At 41.3% G+C, this 17,538-nt stretch carries 15 protein-coding genes and 1 tRNA gene; 12 read left to right on the top strand and 4 right to left on the bottom strand.

The features are described from left to right. Positions 1-2,031 (bottom strand): two-component regulator propeller domain-containing protein (locus tag Q1V93_RS04145; protein WP_300661857.1); only part of this gene is annotated, 2,031 nt, incomplete at its 3' end. Positions 2,032-2,434: 403 nt separating this feature from the next. Here Q1V93_RS04145 and Q1V93_RS04140 point away from each other — a divergent pair. Then, positions 2,435-2,668, top strand: coding sequence for a hypothetical protein (locus Q1V93_RS04140; RefSeq protein ID WP_300661854.1), 234 nt, complete (start codon positions 2,435-2,437; stop codon positions 2,666-2,668). A gap of 55 nt (positions 2,669-2,723) precedes the next feature. On the opposite strand, the gene Q1V93_RS04135 is transcribed toward Q1V93_RS04140, so the two are convergent. Then, positions 2,724-2,806, bottom strand: a tRNA-Leu gene (locus tag Q1V93_RS04135). Positions 2,807-3,365: 559 nt separating this feature from the next. Here Q1V93_RS04135 and Q1V93_RS04130 point away from each other — a divergent pair. From Q1V93_RS04130 to Q1V93_RS04120, 3 genes are all read left to right on the top strand, one after another. Beyond that, on the top strand, positions 3,366-3,788 hold the full coding sequence (locus Q1V93_RS04130; protein WP_300661851.1) for a hypothetical protein: 423 nt from the start codon (positions 3,366-3,368) through the stop codon (positions 3,786-3,788). A gap of 274 nt (positions 3,789-4,062) precedes the next feature. Beyond that, positions 4,063-5,070 carry a hypothetical protein gene (locus tag Q1V93_RS04125; RefSeq protein ID WP_300661848.1) on the top strand — a complete coding sequence of 336 codons (1,008 nt, stop codon included), beginning with the start codon at positions 4,063-4,065 and terminating at the stop codon, positions 5,068-5,070. A gap of 278 nt (positions 5,071-5,348) precedes the next feature. Next, on the top strand, positions 5,349-6,383 hold the full coding sequence (locus Q1V93_RS04120; protein WP_300661845.1) for a gliding motility-associated C-terminal domain-containing protein: 1,035 nt from the start codon (positions 5,349-5,351) through the stop codon (positions 6,381-6,383). Between the two features lie 43 nt (positions 6,384-6,426). Here Q1V93_RS04120 and Q1V93_RS04115 read toward each other — a convergent pair whose 3' ends face one another. Beyond that, positions 6,427-7,452 carry an aldo/keto reductase gene (locus Q1V93_RS04115; RefSeq protein WP_300661842.1) on the bottom strand — a complete coding sequence of 342 codons (1,026 nt, stop codon included), beginning with the start codon at positions 7,450-7,452 and terminating at the stop codon, positions 6,427-6,429. 4 nt (positions 7,453-7,456) lie between these two features. After that, entirely contained in the window at positions 7,457-8,506 is a 1,050-nt protein-coding gene (locus Q1V93_RS04110; protein ID WP_300661839.1) for a hypothetical protein, read from the bottom strand. 472 nt (positions 8,507-8,978) lie between these two features. On the opposite strand from Q1V93_RS04110, the gene Q1V93_RS04105 reads away from it, so the two are divergent. The 8 genes from Q1V93_RS04105 to Q1V93_RS04070 all read left to right on the top strand — a co-directional run. Further along, the gene (locus Q1V93_RS04105) at positions 8,979-9,236 is read left to right on the top strand and encodes a hypothetical protein (protein WP_300661836.1); all 258 of its coding nucleotides are present in this window, start codon (positions 8,979-8,981) and stop codon (positions 9,234-9,236) included. A gap of 148 nt (positions 9,237-9,384) precedes the next feature. Further along, on the top strand, positions 9,385-9,903 hold the full coding sequence (locus tag Q1V93_RS04100; protein WP_300661833.1) for a hypothetical protein: 519 nt from the start codon (positions 9,385-9,387) through the stop codon (positions 9,901-9,903). Positions 9,904-10,085: 182 nt separating this feature from the next. Next, complete coding sequence (locus tag Q1V93_RS04095) at positions 10,086-12,119, top strand: PKD domain-containing protein (RefSeq protein WP_300661830.1); 2,034 nt, start codon at positions 10,086-10,088, stop codon at positions 12,117-12,119. 179 nt (positions 12,120-12,298) lie between these two features. Beyond that, on the top strand, positions 12,299-13,024 hold the full coding sequence (locus Q1V93_RS04090) for a hypothetical protein (protein ID WP_300661827.1): 726 nt from the start codon (positions 12,299-12,301) through the stop codon (positions 13,022-13,024). A gap of 278 nt (positions 13,025-13,302) precedes the next feature. Continuing rightward, on the top strand, positions 13,303-14,580 hold the full coding sequence (locus Q1V93_RS04085; protein ID WP_300661824.1) for a phosphatidylserine decarboxylase family protein: 1,278 nt from the start codon (positions 13,303-13,305) through the stop codon (positions 14,578-14,580). A 181-nt stretch (positions 14,581-14,761) separates the two neighbouring features. Then, positions 14,762-15,655, top strand: a complete 894-nt coding sequence (locus Q1V93_RS04080; RefSeq protein ID WP_300661821.1) for a LysR family transcriptional regulator — start codon at positions 14,762-14,764, stop codon at positions 15,653-15,655. 67 nt (positions 15,656-15,722) lie between these two features. Continuing rightward, on the top strand, positions 15,723-16,700 hold the full coding sequence (locus Q1V93_RS04075) for a putative sulfate exporter family transporter (RefSeq protein WP_300661818.1): 978 nt from the start codon (positions 15,723-15,725) through the stop codon (positions 16,698-16,700). A 194-nt stretch (positions 16,701-16,894) separates the two neighbouring features. Next, on the top strand, positions 16,895-17,538 hold a 644-nt coding region (locus Q1V93_RS04070), incomplete at its 3' end, for a hypothetical protein (protein WP_300661815.1).

The following is a 17,538-nucleotide window of genomic DNA, read 5'->3' as shown; positions in this document are numbered from 1 at the left end:
ATTGAAATCAAAATAAATATGCCCAGTATTTTTAATTTCAGTATCATTGGAAAGGTTCGGCTTTAATTTTATTTTATACTTTAAAAATCCATGACTAGCAGGCTCATTTGAATTACTGTCAGGAAGGTTAATATCATTAAAATTCCACCAGACAATTCCACCGTTTCTTATTTCCGCATCATAATTATGACTAGCTGATATCATTTGAAATGTCGATAAATCTAGATTTGAACTGATCGTATCTTTAATTATAATATTACTTGCTGATGCTGTTCCTGTATTTTGAAATCGTATTGTATATGTGAGATCGGAAGTATTTGATAGGATATATCCAGCAGCATCGATTCCTTCAGGTTCAACTTTTTTGTCGTTCGGGTCATAAGCACCAACTACTAAATCAGTATGAGAAATGATGTTATTTGTTGGGTCATTATCCGGATCATTATATGCAAAAGCTTGTGATAATAAAGTAGAACCGAGCAAAGAAACATCAGGAGGTAAGTGAAAATATATTCTAATAGATCTCCTTTCAAACAATGATAAAGAATCTATAAACCAAACTAACGAATCTCCTTGATGCAACTGATACGCATATGAAGTGGAGTCAAAAATTAAATTTGAATCATATTTTAGTTTTATATTGATGCTATCGGAAACTAATGACCCAATGTTGATCACAGATAAATCGCAGGAATAACTAAATCCAGGTCGGGGCAATGTCATTGCAGTATATTCAATCGCAAGATCATGAATATTTGGTTGAAGTTTTATGCCAAAATTTTGGTTCGTTAAATTTGTAGATAAATTACTTACTGAAAAAGTAATACTATCAGGTGTAACTCCAACTAGATAAGGTGAATTTACAACAACTTTTGCGTTATAGACTCCAGAGCTAGGTATTGAACAATAGTAATTTCCTGAAGAGTTGGTAATAGAAGTAAATGCGCTAGAATCAATATTAATTATTTGGTTTGGTAAAAATGGTTCGGTGCTATCCTGTATTTCATTATTATTAACATCGTAATAAACATTTCCCGAAATTCCAGAAATCCCTGATGAATTATGGGTGATAATCCCCCCATACATTGGAGCGATCCAAATATTATTTAACTTATCAACGGATATTGCATTAATTCTATTGTTGGTTATTACAGAGTTCCCTGTGTCATAAATAGTCCAGTTTATACCATCAAATTTTACAAGACCTTTTGTTTCCGTTCCAATCCAAACAACATTATTTTGATCCACAGCGATACTCCATATTTTATTTTCCGGAAGCGGAGAATTTGAACTATTATAAATAGTCCAAGTACTGCCATCAAATTTTCCAATTCCCCCATCATACACACCAACCCATTTATTATTATAGCTGTCAAAATCAACGCATGTTGCGGTAGTATTTGACTGGAAACCAGCAGATTGCAACAAGTGATTTGTAATTGTTGTACCATTTATTTCAAATAGCCCCTGATAATGACATCCCCAAATTTTGCCTGTTAAATCCTTTTTTAACTGAGGAATGTATCCCCCTGTTAATGGGGAATTTGCTGTGTTATAAAATGTCCATGCAGTGCCATCATACATATACAAGCCATCACTTGGATTCGAACCTCCATCGGTTCCAACCCATATACGATTTTGATTATCAATTTGGAGTGAAGATAGAATATCAATTGATTCTCCGGTTACATTGAAGTTTGTCCAAGTATTGTTGGCTATGTCATACTTATTAAGTTTGTTCCAGGTAGCCATCCATAGATTTCCCAATGTGTCCAAAGCCGATTGCCTTACATCATTGTTTGTTAGAGGTGAATTACTTGTGGTATAGTGTGTCCAAATTCCATTATTAAATTTATGCATCCCATCACTGAATCCCCCTACCCATTTTATATCGTGATCATCTACATAAATGTAACGATTAGAAAATTCGGGTACTCCAGAGGGGAAAGTATACCATGTATTACTTTGTCCGAATACGCAATTGCAGAGAATAAGAATAACTAACGCCAAATTGCAATTTAATCTTTTCATACTATTGATTTAGAATTTAGATTGAGTTATAAAGCCACTTTTTTATTGACAAATTTAGTTGATTTTTGCCAATATAATCTACAGATGATCAACGTGGTAATGCTCTAATTTGCGTTTAAGGGATTTACACACAATAAAAATTGATTGTTTTGCGAAAGTTAGGAAAATAAAAAGGAGACAACTTTCATTATCTCCCCTCATTCGTGCGCAAGTCAGTTCAAAGTTCGAACCGCATAATTCGTTAATATTGGGAGATCATTTCAAACGATAACTTATGGGTAGGGGTTCAGTATTATTTTTTGTTTTATTCCTTATCGCTTGCGAGCGCGGGGAGTGTTCCGGAATAGGTCGGGAAGGGGTTTCGATCAAGGTGGTGAACAATAGCGGTGAGCGTATTAAAAAGATGATTTTAATAGCGCCTGACCGACAAAAGCGTAGAGATTTAAAGCAGCAGATTGAGAATAATGCCCAAACTTGTATTACTTACAAAGACGGTGGTGAAAGTACTTATTTGTTACTGGTTATCCTGGAAAGTGGGGACACCATTCAATCATTGGAACATTATGCAGAAGGAGGATATGCCTTTACCGAGACGGTAGTAAAGTCTCAAATTATCACTTCGCAGAGCAAATACTGATTTTTCAAGAAAAAAAGAAAGAGCAACAATGAATTATTACTCTATTCTTTTTTTGTGCGCATGACTGGACTCGAACCAGCACATCCGTAGGAAACCACCCCCTCAAGATGGCGTGTCTACCAATTTCACCACATGCGCAGTTATGTTTTACTTTGCCGTGTCTATCATCCCGATAGCTATCGGAATCACCACATGCGCGGTAATTGTACTTCAAACGTCTGCGAATATAGCATTTTTTCAGCTTTTCCATATGCTCATTTTTCAAAAAACAAGTGTTTCCATAATAATTTGCATTTTCTTTTGAATCACTACCTTTATCTATATGACAGAACAAATAGCTTTCTCAATAGCCCTTGCACCAATGATTATCGGAATTACAGTCCTGCATTTAAGTCATAATCCGCGCTATTTGATTTCCAGTACTTGCCTCTCTGTTATTTCTGCCTTACTGATTTTGATTTTATCTTAACAATCACAAATATTTAAGCTTACTTCCATTAGGACTTGCACTTTTCATGCTGTTGGTCAGATGGTATCGGAACAGATGGGAAGAAAAGAATCGACATTAATTCATTTCGTCTTGATTTCAACTCTCCTCTGACCTGAATTACACACAAAAAAACAAGAGCATTACCAAAGTGGTGCTCTTTTCTTTTAACTTTGAAATTATCAAAGCCTCCAAACAATCTAACTTTGAATGAAAGAATTACTTCTGACGCTGTTTTTAACTATTAACTCGGTATTTGCTTTTTGCCAAAGAGCTGATTTAACTCAAAAAATTGAAACGCTGCAAAACTTCATGAATACACATATCCCTGATATGAATTCCGGTATCCTTCATTTTCAAATGACTGTAGAAAAAGGCAACCTGATAGTTGAAACATTTACAGACGTTCAGGATGACGAAGATGAAACATCCTATACAAAAGAATTTGACTTAAAAGATAATCCGATAATCCTTGAAAAATTTAAACTCTCCAAAGAGGAGTCGGATGCTTATGGTTATTCTTTGTATTGGGAAGTTTCAGTCGGAAACAAGTTTCTTTTAAGCAATATAGAATCAAAGAATGATGCAGAGAAATTAGTCGATCTGCTCAAAGATATCAAGAGTCAGCTATAATTCCCGAATGTTTCGATTCTGGCTTTGTACCAAACCTACTCCCTTCTTAAAGTTCATCAAAATCCCACCAGGAATTCCTGAGGGATTTTTTGCCTGCATTCCCGGAAAAACCTATAATTAATTGACATATCAACTAACATATTAGTTAAAAATAATACTAAAAGTGAAATTGTTATATTTATTGTTAAAAAATAGTTAATTGTGAATATTTCATTTTTACTTGCCGCAACAACTTCATCCGGTTAATTTACAGCGAATTAAATAACCATTATTCATGAAATTAACACAACTAGCAGTGGCTGCATTGTTCGTCGGGATGACGTTTGTAGCCTGCGAGAAAGACTCAAAACTTTCCGCAACAAGTAAAAAACCGGTACCCGCTGCCGAAACAGAAAAAGCGGATGATCCGATCAGTAACCTCTTCAGAAGTTACGTAACCCAAAACACGGTATCAACCCAGTTCAATGCCTCGGACGGCGGCCAGCTCGTCAGTTCTGAGGGCAATGTCAGCGTCTCTATCGCCGGGTCGTCACTGACACGTCTGGATGGAAGTCTTGAGACAGGACAAGTAACCATCAGCATGTTTGTTGCCAATCGACTTGCGGACAATGCGCTTGGCGGTATGCCGACACAAAGTGCTTTTGGCACTCAGCAAGGCGGTGGCGGAATCATAACAGCCGGCTCGATGCGCATTGAGATGTTCAACGCACAGGGACAGCCACTACAAGCCCAAAACGGCGGTGTTGTGGTGAGTGTTGCCACACAGGAGTTTAATCCGCAAATGACACTTTGGATAGGTACACCTTCGGTCAACCAGCCACGGGATAACGTTTGGGTGAGAGTATCCGATCCCGTTACGCCAGGATCGAACGGGCAGTCTTACAACTTCAACTGGAGCCGGAATGCCAATTACAACATCGACATGGCAAACCTGTGTCCGGGATTACAGTTAACCGATCATAAGGTGACGATTTCAGCGTCTGCTGCTTTCAATAAAACGAATACGCAGATCTATGTTGTATTGGAACCTTGTACGCAACAAGGGCAGAAAATCATTTTCAGCCTCGACATGTACAATGCTTCGCCAAGATGGTGGTTTGCCAATCCAAATGCGAAGCTTCCAATTGGATACCAGGTAACTTACGTGGCGATTACGAGCTATAACAATCAGCTTTATTACGGAAATGCTACAACCATCGTTACTCCAAGCATGACAACAAACATACCTGTGATGATGCCGACTACTATGGCCGCACTGACAGCGTATCTGAATAGTCTGTAACAACAAGAAGAAAAAACGAAGGCCATTCCGTAAAGGATGACTTATCTATCGAAAAGGGGAATAACGAAAGTTATTTCCCTTTTCATTTTGTAAAGACCGGACGAAAAAAAGATACAGGAAAGTATACGACCTAAAACACCATTAAAAAACCCAATCACTCATCCGGAAAAAATCCCTATTCTACTAACCTTCCTCTCATAACTCACGTTAGTTATTTCTGATAACCGTTTTTCAGCTTCATGAAAACGTTTCAAATATCATTTAAAATCCATTTACCGTTGAAGACTGTAAAAAAAATAAGCTTTCTATTGTTCATCCTGGCACCCTTGTGGGGAAACACCCAAAACCTGGTTCCAAATGGAGATTTCGAAGAGTACATTGTTTGCCCGGATCTGGATAGCGGTTATACGATTGATGATTGCACGGTAAGTTGGTTTGGTCCGGGAGTAGGCACACCGGATTATTTCAATAGTTGCAGCCAACAGTTGGATATATACGGCCAAACAAGTATGAGTACACCGCTGAACGGTCATGGGTTCCAGGAGCCAAATTCAGGTGAAGCATACATCGGGTTAATAACGGGATTGATTAATGGCGAAGGTTCTTACTATGAATATGCCTCGGTAAAACTTTTTGAACCTCTGGAAGCTCAGCGATATTACCGGATTGAATATTACATCAGCCTGGCGGATTCCATCTGGTGGGATAATGGCGTTGATCATCTTCAGTATTTCGATTCGTTCGGTGCCGCTGTTTCCAAAAACTCACCGAACGAACTTTATTACGGAGTCCCTACTCCTTCACTTTACAGCTGGCCGGTACAAATGCGAAGTGAAGCAGGCGTTTTTTTAAATGACTCATTGGGATGGCAAAAAATAGAAGGCGTAATCCTGGCATCAGGCGGAGAAGAATACCTGACACTTGGCTGTTTCAATAAATGGAATGAGGTTCAAACAAACTACCATTACAACTTCTCTTCACTGATTGAAACGTATTATTTCATAGATGATGTTTCATTATTCCCGCTCGACTCATTTGCAGTTATACCGCCAAACCAGGAAGCACTTACGATTCCGAATGTGTTTTCTCCCAATGGAGATAACGTGAATGATCTGCTGACGTTTCATAGCGGAAATACGAAAGGTTCCATGACGATTATAAACCGATGGGGAAATCCTGTTTTTCATTCCGGTTTACCCTTTTCATGGGACGGAACAACATCCGACGGGCAGAAATGCACCGAAGGGGTATACTATTATATCCTGAACAGCGAATCCGAATCAAAATCGGGGATGATCCAGTTATTAAGGTAATACCAATCAGCTACTTACTGATTGGTATTTAATTTATTGAAAATCACAACACCTTATCGTCCAGGAAATCCAGCAAAGCCGGATTCGGATTACCACTAAACCCTTCGGTAATGCTATCAATCAGTTCCATAGTTACCTGATCCAGTAATTGAGGAATTGCTACATTGCTAACCGCTCTGTTCGGGTTCATACTACCGGGAATCGGGATAAAACCCTTCGTTACCACATAAGCAAGCGATAAATCCACGGGAGACATGCCGAGTTTCTTTGCCAGAGACATAAAACCGGTCACGCAACTTAGGTTCCGGCGAATCTTATCCGGGTCATAATAACCCACCGATTGCTCAAATTCATTCAAATGCAGCACCGAAAAAATGCGCTCACGCAATTCGGCAACGGACAACTGATCAGTGTTGGAAATCTCTGATAAAACCGGATTTAAAAAGCCCCGGAGGATGGAAGAATAAGCAACAAGCTGAATTGCATGCTTTCTCACGATAGTTGTAATTCCATTGAATTCAGCCCGCCGGGAAAACGGACTGTAAGCGCATTCAACATACTGAACACCGTGTTCATGAGCCAAAAAATCGAGTAAATCTGCCCTGCATTCGGAAACACCGATAAAACGCGTCTTCCCTGCTCTTTGGAAATTCACCAACTCGCCGTAAAGCAAGGAAGCCGCTTCCGGACTTAAACCCGGATCAACGCGGTGCAGCATAATCACATCTGCCTCATCAATGTTCAATCGGCTCAATGACTCATCACATTGATCACGAATGACAACAGGGTCTGAAACATAAGGACAAGCAGGATCAAACGTAATCCCGACTTTGGTACAGACGAAAAAATGCTTCCGCATTTCAGGGTGTCGCTGAAAAAAACTGCCGATGTTTGATTCACCGTCACCATAAGCCCTGGCGGTATCTAAAAAGATCTTTTTTCCGTTAGAATCCTTAGCCCGATTACTCAATGCTTTCAGGATTGTTTCCAAAACATCCGGATTATTTCCTGCTTGCAGGGTTCCGTAGCCCACCGGAAAAAGAGCGTACGGTTCGTTTGTGTGATTCATCGTATCAAATCGTTTGATGTTTGTCTTTTTTGCTCAGATTGTTTAGAATGGCCTGTACATAACTTGAAGCAGGATTTTTACCCGGATCCATCTCACGAGCCTCTTTCATTTCCATGTAAGGTTCCAGGCCCTCAATTTCCATAATGAGGAATTTTCCGTCTACCATCACCCCGTCAATTCGTTTGTACATCGGGTTTTCGATATTCTTTTTTTGAAGTAAAGCAGCAAGCAACTCGGAGATCAGCTGAACCTGCTCCCTGCCCGAAACAATTTCTGATTCCCGGATTTGTAGGTCCGGCCGGAAAGATTCCTTGATTTTAGCCAAAGATCCCGCAATGTCCGTATCACAGATGTGAAAAGACTTTCCTCCGTAAAAGGGCTGAACCCGCTCTTCATTTTTCACCGGAACTTTCACAAAACAATGGCTGTACTTCCCGTTAAAAAAAACGAAGCTCAACTCTCCTTTTTGACCCACTTCTTTTAAAAACGGCTGAATGATTGCCCCTTTATGTTGTTTGAGCAAGTGGTAAAAATGCTCTGAAACATCATCACCGGGTTTGATATGCCGGTAACCCAATGCAGCCGCATCTACAACACCTTTTAGAATCAGGTCATCGGTATGAAATAATTTCTGAGCCCGGTGCATGGTTTCATCGTAATTGCTTCCGTCCGTAGCAACAATGGTTGGAGTAACCGGTAAGCCACCCAACTGCAAATCCATCAAATAGGTTTTTTGAAAATTCCATCGAATAAATTTCACCGAATTCTGCATGGGTATCTCCAGCAGTTCGATTTGCTTAAGCCAGTGATCAAAATCTTCCTGCTGCCTGGAATATCCCCAAACAGGGCCCAATATCAGGCATTCCTTTTTATGCCATTCTACGGTAGAATCCAGGAAATTTACAACTTCAATGGTTTTACCTGTTTGCTTTCTCAATTCAGGAATGACCAATGACAACCACGGATATTGAACACCCATAAAATAATCCATGGTATCCGGGTTTTGTCCGTCACCAATCGTACTGTCGCTGGCTACAAAAGTGATATTTGCCATGATTTCTTTTTCAGATTGGTTGCTGATTTACTTGCAGGAATATGCCGGCTATATTGTGTTTCTGTTGAGGATTCCCTCGAAAATTTTAATGGTGGCAGCCACCGGGTCAGGTGAACCGAAAGATCAGTGATTCTTTTTTTCATAGTGATTTGTTTTCGCCAAAGCTAAATCAACAGCAATGCAAACGATCTACCGCAGGATAGGTTTTTTTCACTTTTGGAAAAGACAGGATCCGCTGAAAACGATGTTTTAAACTCTATGGGGAAATTTCAGCACCCGATTAAGGATTGTTGCTCCCGTGCAGGGAATATTTTCCCCTAAACGATCGATTAAAACCTCCTGAATTTACTGGGCATTTTCCGGATTTCTCCTGCATATCCTACCCTTTTCCGGCAAAGAAATACAATGGAAATTTGTATCGGAGGAAGTCGAAAATCCAAAAGAGAGTAGGCATTATTAAATTCTATTTCTTATGGAAAAAAGTTTTGAAAAAGTAAATGCAGATCTTGAGAAGATCGATTTGAGCGCTTACGAAGAAGGAGGAGCTTACGCTTTCACCGCAGCAGATATAAACAACGCACCGGGAGACGTATTGCAAAAGGTTTGCAAAATTTACCGGGTGGTAAGGCCGGCATTCAGTGTGATTGTGAGTCTTCCGTTCATTCCGGAAAAAATAAAAAGTGCAATCCGGACATTTATGGGAGCTCTGGATATGCTTTGCCCGGAATAATCAACAGATTCAGTTAGTTTCCAGAGATATCATATCCCTGGCAGGGGCGCTAGAAACAGACGCCCCTTTTTTTAATCTGTCAAATCGGAAATTGAATATAAATTAGCACTGGTTTTTCAACAACTTATTCACCTTAATATGCATCAGTATGAAGTTTGTTTACACTATTTTCCTGGCTCTTTCCATTTGTTCCTGTCAAGACTCAGGTGATTATTCAGATCAGCTTTGTGAAGAATCGTCTGAATGGCGCGATCATAACGGCCCTGATTTTTGTTCTTATTATAGCCAAATGAGTACCTGCGATAAGGTAAAAGGCCGGATCAACATTATCTCAAGACTACATAAAGGTGCACTTGAAAAAGGAGTTTTTGGAGGTGGATTATCCAGCAGGTGGTTTGAAATTAAAAAAGGTTCTATCGTCTATTTTGAACCATCCGGGGAAATTGCCGATAAAGGAACATGCTCCTGCGAAAACGGTGTTTTAAAAATTGATTGGGAATTGGGGGATAACGTGCCGGAAGAATGTGCCGTTTATTTCAATTCTCCCGATACCGTTGAATTCAGGTATTACGATTATCCGTTTAGGTTCAACAGCTTACAATACGACTCATTGAAACCGAAAACCAATCCCACAAAGATTTTGGGTGTTCTTATTCCAAATGAATAATTTGTTTTTCGGGCGGAAAGAACAAAAGTAGAATCCTCCGAAAAACGTTTCTGACCGCATGCAACAATTGTTGCTTACCATACGTCTCAAAAAGGAAAGAACTGATCCTCTCCATGAAGCGCTTATTACCTTTTGTTTATTTATTCCTGCTGTCCTTCTCAGCTCTATCGCAAAATCAACACATGAATTGGCGCTTCGGCTTTGGGGCCGGCCTGAATTTCAGTTCAGGTAATCCCGTTCCGTTTAACGGAGCCATGACCGCCATAGAATCCTGTGCTTCGATAAGTGACTCAAATGGCAATCTCTTATTTTACACGAATGGGGTTGATGTTTGGAATGCAAACAACCTGGTGATGCCGAACGGATCCGGATTACTCGGTCATAAAAGTTCTCAATGCATCATTATTCCCAGACCCGGAAACCCGGGAAAATACTATATTGTCACAACAGATGCCATTGAACGCGAATGTATGTATGGGATAACGTATTCGGAAGTAGACATGAACCTGCTCAATGGAAGCGGCGATGTAACAACACTGAAAAACGTTCAGCTAAATGCACCCAATGGCGAATGGGTTACCGCTGTGCGGCATGCAAATTGTGTCGACACCTGGATCATTACACATGGAAAACATCCCAACAATCTTTTCCTGGCCTATCAGGTCAGTTCTTCCGGGATCAATCCTACTCCGGTAGCAACAGACCTCGGAATATCCGTTCAACCCAATCTGATGGCCGTTGGGATTATGAAACCCAATCCGGAAGGAACAAAAATCGCGATGAGTCGTCCGTATGCAGGCGGAAGCATCGAGCTGATTGATTTTGATAAAGCAACCGGAATTGCAACCGGGATGAGTAATCTCTTTACCGGAACAGCTACCGGAAATGGTTTCGGGATGGCATTCTCAAGAAGCGGAAACCGCTTATACGTAGGTGAATTTGGCAATACCGAAGGTGGTGTTTTTCAATTCGATATGACTGCTGCAAATATCACAGCCAGCCGCATACGGGTTAGTCCGCCCTTATCCTTCCCGGGAGAAGTCGGCTACCTTCAAATAGCTCCAAACGATAAAATTTACATCAATTACAATGCCTACCCTTCTGCTGATTTCATTGGTGCTATCACAAATCCGGAACTACCCGGGCTGGCTTGCGGTTTTGTAGAAAATGCCGTTTCACTGGGTGCCACTGCAATATACGGGCTTCCCTGGTATTACGATCCGGAATTTTTACAGCCATCTCCATTGGATCTCGGCCCCGATTTGCAATTATGCCCGGAAAGTACAATGACACTTTCAAACAATTTATCCAATGTTCCCGGCGCTAACTACCTTTGGTCGGATGGAAGTACCAACCCCACACTTCCCGTTTCCGAAACCGGAACATTCTGGCTGCAATACCAAATTGAATCTTGTCTTCCATCTACAGATTCGATCACCATTACATTCGACACCACACAGATCAGTCACACAATTGGTGATACATCAGGATGCGCCCCGTTTACTGTTCACGTAACAGGAATAGGCCCTGCCGATATTTCCGGATGGATGTGGGATATGGGAAACGGAGACATCGTACAGACGCAAAATGCTGCGTTTACTTATACAAGCCCGGGAATTTACACGGTTTCGTTAACGGCAATCAGCTCCAATAACTGCCTGATACGTGATTCAATCCCGATTCTTGTAGAAGCATTTCCCGTTCCAACAGCTGATTTTTCGTATCTGCCCACAGCGGTAAAACCCAACATCCCCATTCAGTTTACAGATCAATCTACCGGTAACATTGTTTCCTGGTCCTGGCAAATCAACGATCAGCCGGTTTCCACAACTCCCGGATGCACGTATACTTTACAAGATTACATTCCGTTAATTGTTTCACTAACCGTAACAAATTCAGACGGTTGCACTGACGAAAGAAAGGTAATCGTGTTCAAACCGGCTGACCTGGTTTATGTTCCCAATACATTTACACCGGATGGCAACGAACTCAACAATATCTTCAAACCTGTCGATTACTTTGGCCTGGTCAGTGAATTTGCTATTTATAACCGCTGGGGGCAACTGATATGGTCGGGAACGTCCGCTGCGGATGGATGGAATGGACTTGTTGACGGTAAACTGGCCGCAGAGGGAGTTTATACCTGGTGGATTACACTGACTGTTGATGATATTCCGTCAAAACAAATCCAGGGACACGTAACACTCCTACGATAACGGATCATTTCAACGCTGTTGTTTCATCTGACAGTTAATTTCTCAGGCAATTGTTATATTCCGGGCAAAGGGCATATTGTCCACAAGATCAGAGCGCACAACAACTAAAATATTTCTCGACTGTCAAGTCAGACACGTGAAAAATTAAATAACTTTAAATCAACACAAACACTATTCACATGAAAAAAAATCCACTAATTGGCTTGCTGCTGATTGCAAGTCTCCTGCTTATCAGGACCGTAAATGCCCAGGATCTCCGAACACTCTACCGCGATGCGATGCGCACGGCCGTCTATCCTGACTCGTCAAAAATAGATCGAAACCTGGTGGCAATCACCCGCCAGAATCCGGATCTCATCTGGAAGACGTTTAACGGCGAACCCTACCTACTTGTTGTAACCTGGAAAAGCGCCTCTTATTACCCGAACGGAGGAGATTCCCTCTACAACACTGGCCCCTACTCGATTTGGGTAACTACAGCACCACAACTGAAAAATTGGTTTCACAAGCAACATGTGGCAGACACCAATCTCCGGCTCAAACAGTTACTCGGCTTACCTCCGGTTGGTACGAATTACAAATACTTCGTGGAGTTCTGGGTACGGCCTGCAGATCTTTTCCGTCCGTGCCCCGACAGTGAGATCGACGACAAATCCTGCTCTACCTGCTTTCCTGCCAATGTATCTCCGGATTACGTGACCTGGTTCAACGAAAGCAGGATCAGCCGTTATTATGCTTGCCAGCTCTACGATCAATATCCATGGACACAGCTTGGCTATACCTACGACTGGAATCCGACCAACCGGACACACGTGGGGATGAGCGAATTTGTGATCAAAACAAATGCAAAAGTCTACGTGAAACAAGTCTCAACAACAAGTCAATACCTGGGCAAAACAAAGTAACTATTCCATCAAAAAACAACTCCGCTCCGGAAATTACCGGGGTGGAGTTATGGGTTATAAACACGCAGATCATTTACAAATTAAAATCTGCCCTCCTGCAAAGTCAATGCAATCACTTTTACCCGAAAACAGGTATTTCTAAGTGAATTTAAAAACAGCCACCAACACGCTATGCCTTTTATTTACAACTGTTTATATTTATCCGGTTGATGATCTCAATTCCAAACGGAAAAGAGGATTCAAGCCAAACACACATTATTCACTTATATGACCCTATCATGGCAAAAAAAGAAAAATTAACCCCTCAAAAAGATTGGTACACCTCTAAATATGGTGTCATCGCCGGCTATTTACCACAGGATAAAAAAGACATGCTGAACTGGCACAAACAGCTGGTCTCTGATGTGGAAACCGAAAAGCAAAAAACCGGAACGATAAACCTGCAACCTTCCGTGCAGGCACTTTCGGACCTGATCCACGAAAATGGCATTGTACGCATGTATGTCACTCAAATGATTAATGAAGTCCCTGCCACACAAAAAAAGATCAGGAATACGGAACAATTGCTGGAAACCTTGAATTACATCATCCAGAGAGCTCCGGAATACAATTCGGATCCTGCAAAACGGAATACATTTCCGCTTTCCGCTCTTTTTGTGTACATGATGTTTACTCCGTCCGGTGAAGCTGCGTTCCGGTTGACCGAATTCAACACTGCGATCCGGAATATCTTGCAGGCCTGGTGTAACTATTTGGATTCGCCGGCTTCATGTAATGTACTGAACACAGGAAAAACAGGATGGTTGTCACCTTCAGCTTATGAGTTAAATCAACTCAATGAATTTATCATCCCGGATAAAAATGCGCCTCACTGGGGCTTTAAATCCTACAACGATTATTTTCACCGTCAGATCAATCCGCAATACCGGCCGATTGCTGATCCCAACAATCCGAAGATCATTGTTTCTGCCAATGACGGAACAGTTTACAACCTGAGCAGAAAGGTCAAACTGTCCGATACATTCTGGATCAAGAGTCAGCCATATTCATTGATCAACATGTTGGATAATAGTCCGCATGTGACTGATTTCATCGGTGGTGATGTGCTGCAATCGTTTCTGAGCGGGGCAAATTTTCACCGCTGGAACGCACCGGTATCCGGTAAAGTCATTGAAGCACGGATCATTGATGGTTTGATGTTCAGCGAATTGCACGTAGAAGGATTCGACGACGGTGCTGGCATTCTTTCCCAGGGATATGAAAGCGCCGTAAACACAAGAGGATTGGTCATTATTGAAAGTGAAGACAAGACAATCGGCAAAGTATGTGTCATGCCCATCGGAATCACTGAAATATCGTCTGTTACCATTGAAGTAAAGGTCGGGCAACACGTGAAAAAAGGCGAAGAGTTAGGCTATTTCAGCTACGGTGGTTCTACCCTTTGCCTCGTGTTTCAACCGAAAGCAATCAAGGAATTCAATGTTTACGGACCCACAAAATCCAATCAGCAAGGAGAACCGATCAATGTCAATTCACAGATTGCTGTAGCCAATTAGCCTTGACATTCAATCACCTCATTCGTTTTCCGAATCGAATGAAGCACGAAAAGAGCATTCGCGAAAGCAGTGCTCTTTTTTGTGTGTATCTCCCAATACAAATTGCAGCAAAAGAATCGGATCATTATTGCCTGCTTCAAAAATTCTTGTACTACATTTACGGGAAGTTCTCAGGCATATTATGGATTTTCGACTGCATGTTTTTTATACCGTAGCCAAACGGCAAAGCTTCACAAAAGCAGCGGCGGAATTGTTTATCACCCAACCGGCGGTAACAAAGCACATCCGTGAATTAGAAGACAGCTACAAAATGAAGTTCTTCGACCGCAAAAGCAATAAGATCATTCTCACACCGGCCGGAGAGTTGTTACTCGCTCATTCCGAACGGATTTTTAAAATTTACCGGGAAATTGATTTTGAATTGAGCGCGCTCATCAATCAGCGAAAAGGAGAACTCCGTCTTGGTTGCAGCACTACTTTGTCTCACTATGTATTGCCGCCGTTACTCGCCGGATTCCATCAAAAATTCCGGGAGTTGAAACTGCGCATAATGAATGGAAACACCAACCAAATAGAACAGCTGCTGTTATCAAACGAAATTGATATCGGCATCACGGAAGGCCATTCGAAAAATCCTGAAATAAAATACACCGAATGGCTGAAAGATGAACTCGTGTTGGTCTGCAGCAGTAAAAATCCGCTGGCAAAAAAAGAACTCCTCTCATCAGAAGAACTGAAAGAGCTTTCGTTTGTATTGAGAGAACGCGGTTCCGGAACCCTGCAAGTGATCGAACACGCGTTGAAGCCTTTAAACATCAAGCTTTCACAACTTCGTGTAGAAATGCAGCTGGGCAGCACGGAAGGAATCAAAACCTACCTGCAGCATTCAAATGGCGTTGCGTTTCTATCCATTCATGCGGTTACCAAAGAACTTCAGAGCAATCAGCTTTGCGTGGTTGATGTTGAAAATCTGACTATGAGCCGTTGGTTTTACATGATCGGTCTGCAAGGCCGGGAAGATGGATTGTCCGAATTATTCAGACGGTACTCAGATCAGTATAACCTGAAGTTATAGCTCATTACTTTTTACGATTGGCTTCCTATCCAAGGATTGTGAAACTTTGTGGTGTAAACAAAACATCATGAAAACAGAGCATTTCGCTGAAAGCAAGGAAACAGAAAAGAGACTCCGCTTAAAATTTACCACACGGGAAATTATTTTCTTTCTTGTGTTGATTGTCTGTCTTACTCCGCTTATCTCACCTCCGCTGGCCTTGCTTTCAGGTTTGATAATTGCCAACTTATCCGGTCATCCTTTTTTACATTTGAATCACAAAATCACACAGGTTTTACTCCAGGCATCCGTAGTCGGTTTGGGATTCAGTATGAATGTAAACAGTGCACTTGCTGCCGGGAAAAATGGTTTTTCCGTGACTATTCTATCTATTTTCAGTACGCTGATATTGGGCACACTGCTGGGCAAATGGTTCAAAACAGATAAAAAGACTTCACACCTCATCGCCAGTGGAACAGCAATTTGCGGAGGTAGTGCCATTGCTGCTATTTCGCCTGTCATAAAAGCCGGGGAAAAACAAATTTCTACTGCACTCGGAATTATTTTTATCCTCAATTCCATCGCGCTTTTTGTATTTCCCGTTATCGGTCACTGGTTTGGCCTTACCCAGGAACAGTTTGGAATGTGGTGCGCCATTTCAATCCACGATACAAGTTCTGTAGTAGGTGCAGCAAATAAATACGGTCCGGAAGCTCTGCAAATAGCCACAACCATCAAACTGGCACGAGCACTATGGATTATTCCGCTTGCAGTGATTAGCGCCGCACTATTCAGGAATAAATCCGGGGGAATCAAAATGCCTTATTTCATCGGCTTGTTCATTCTTGCAATCATCCTCAATACCTATATTCCGCAAATGGCCGTTGTTGCTCCTTATATTGTCTCTATTTCCAAAACGGGTCTCACATTGACACTTTTTCTGATCGGCGCCGGATTAAATTACAACATGCTGCGTTCCGTTGGGATAAAACCTTTCCTGCAAGGCATCATTTTATGGATATTCATTTCACTGGCAACACTTTACGTTATTACACAATGGTTTTGATTATTTTCAAATCAATAACTGAATCCCGCAAAACACATTGAAAATCTCACAAAAAACTAATTTTAAGTGCGTAATCTAACCAAAGCTGGTTCTTGTGTGTTATATCCTAACAAAAACACATAAACCGTTGGTTAGCAGTTGACTCATGATAAATAATGCCTTAACTTACTCACCTTAACTATTATTCACTTTTTATGAAAACAACGTTACTTACACTGGCACTGCTATGCGTGTCGTATTTGTGCAACGCACAACGTTTTTTGGAATTCACCAACGGAAGTTGGGATAATCCGAATCTATCTGTTGAAACCTTTGATGATTTTGTCATTAGCGGTTTTACGGAAACAAACCCGTCAACAGGAATGTTAACTCCTGCTTTTAAAGTCTCTAACTCGAGTGGCGGATTGATCAACTGCTTTTATGTCAATTACAAAGATGCCGCTATTTTGATGGATTTTACCATCAAAGAAGCTACACATTCCATTATTCTGACCGGAATGCTTGATGTACCTCCCGGAGCAATGCCTTACAAAATGTTTGTCAGCGAAGTAGATATGATCACCGGAACACTCATTCAAAGTTCACTCGAATATACTTACAATGGGGCTTCCACGATTCCCCACCAGGTAATCTATTCAAATGCCAGTAACCAGGTAATGATCGTAGGCACTGAATTGATGGGTCCTATTGATCCGAATAATTTCGGTTTTGTTCCGAAATTCGGTTTTGTACTCGCTTTGGATCCAGGCAATTTCAATAACATTCTGTTTACTCATGAAATGGATACTCCGGGAGGTAACTTTGATTACGACATGCTGGAAAACATTACAGACGTCAC

The sequence above is a fragment of the Fluviicola sp. genome (assembly GCF_030151805.1).
GTDB lineage: Bacteria > Bacteroidota > Bacteroidia > Flavobacteriales_D > Crocinitomicaceae > Fluviicola.
The sequence above is the reverse complement of the archived record's forward strand: the minus strand, read 5'-3'. Positions and strand labels throughout refer to the sequence as shown.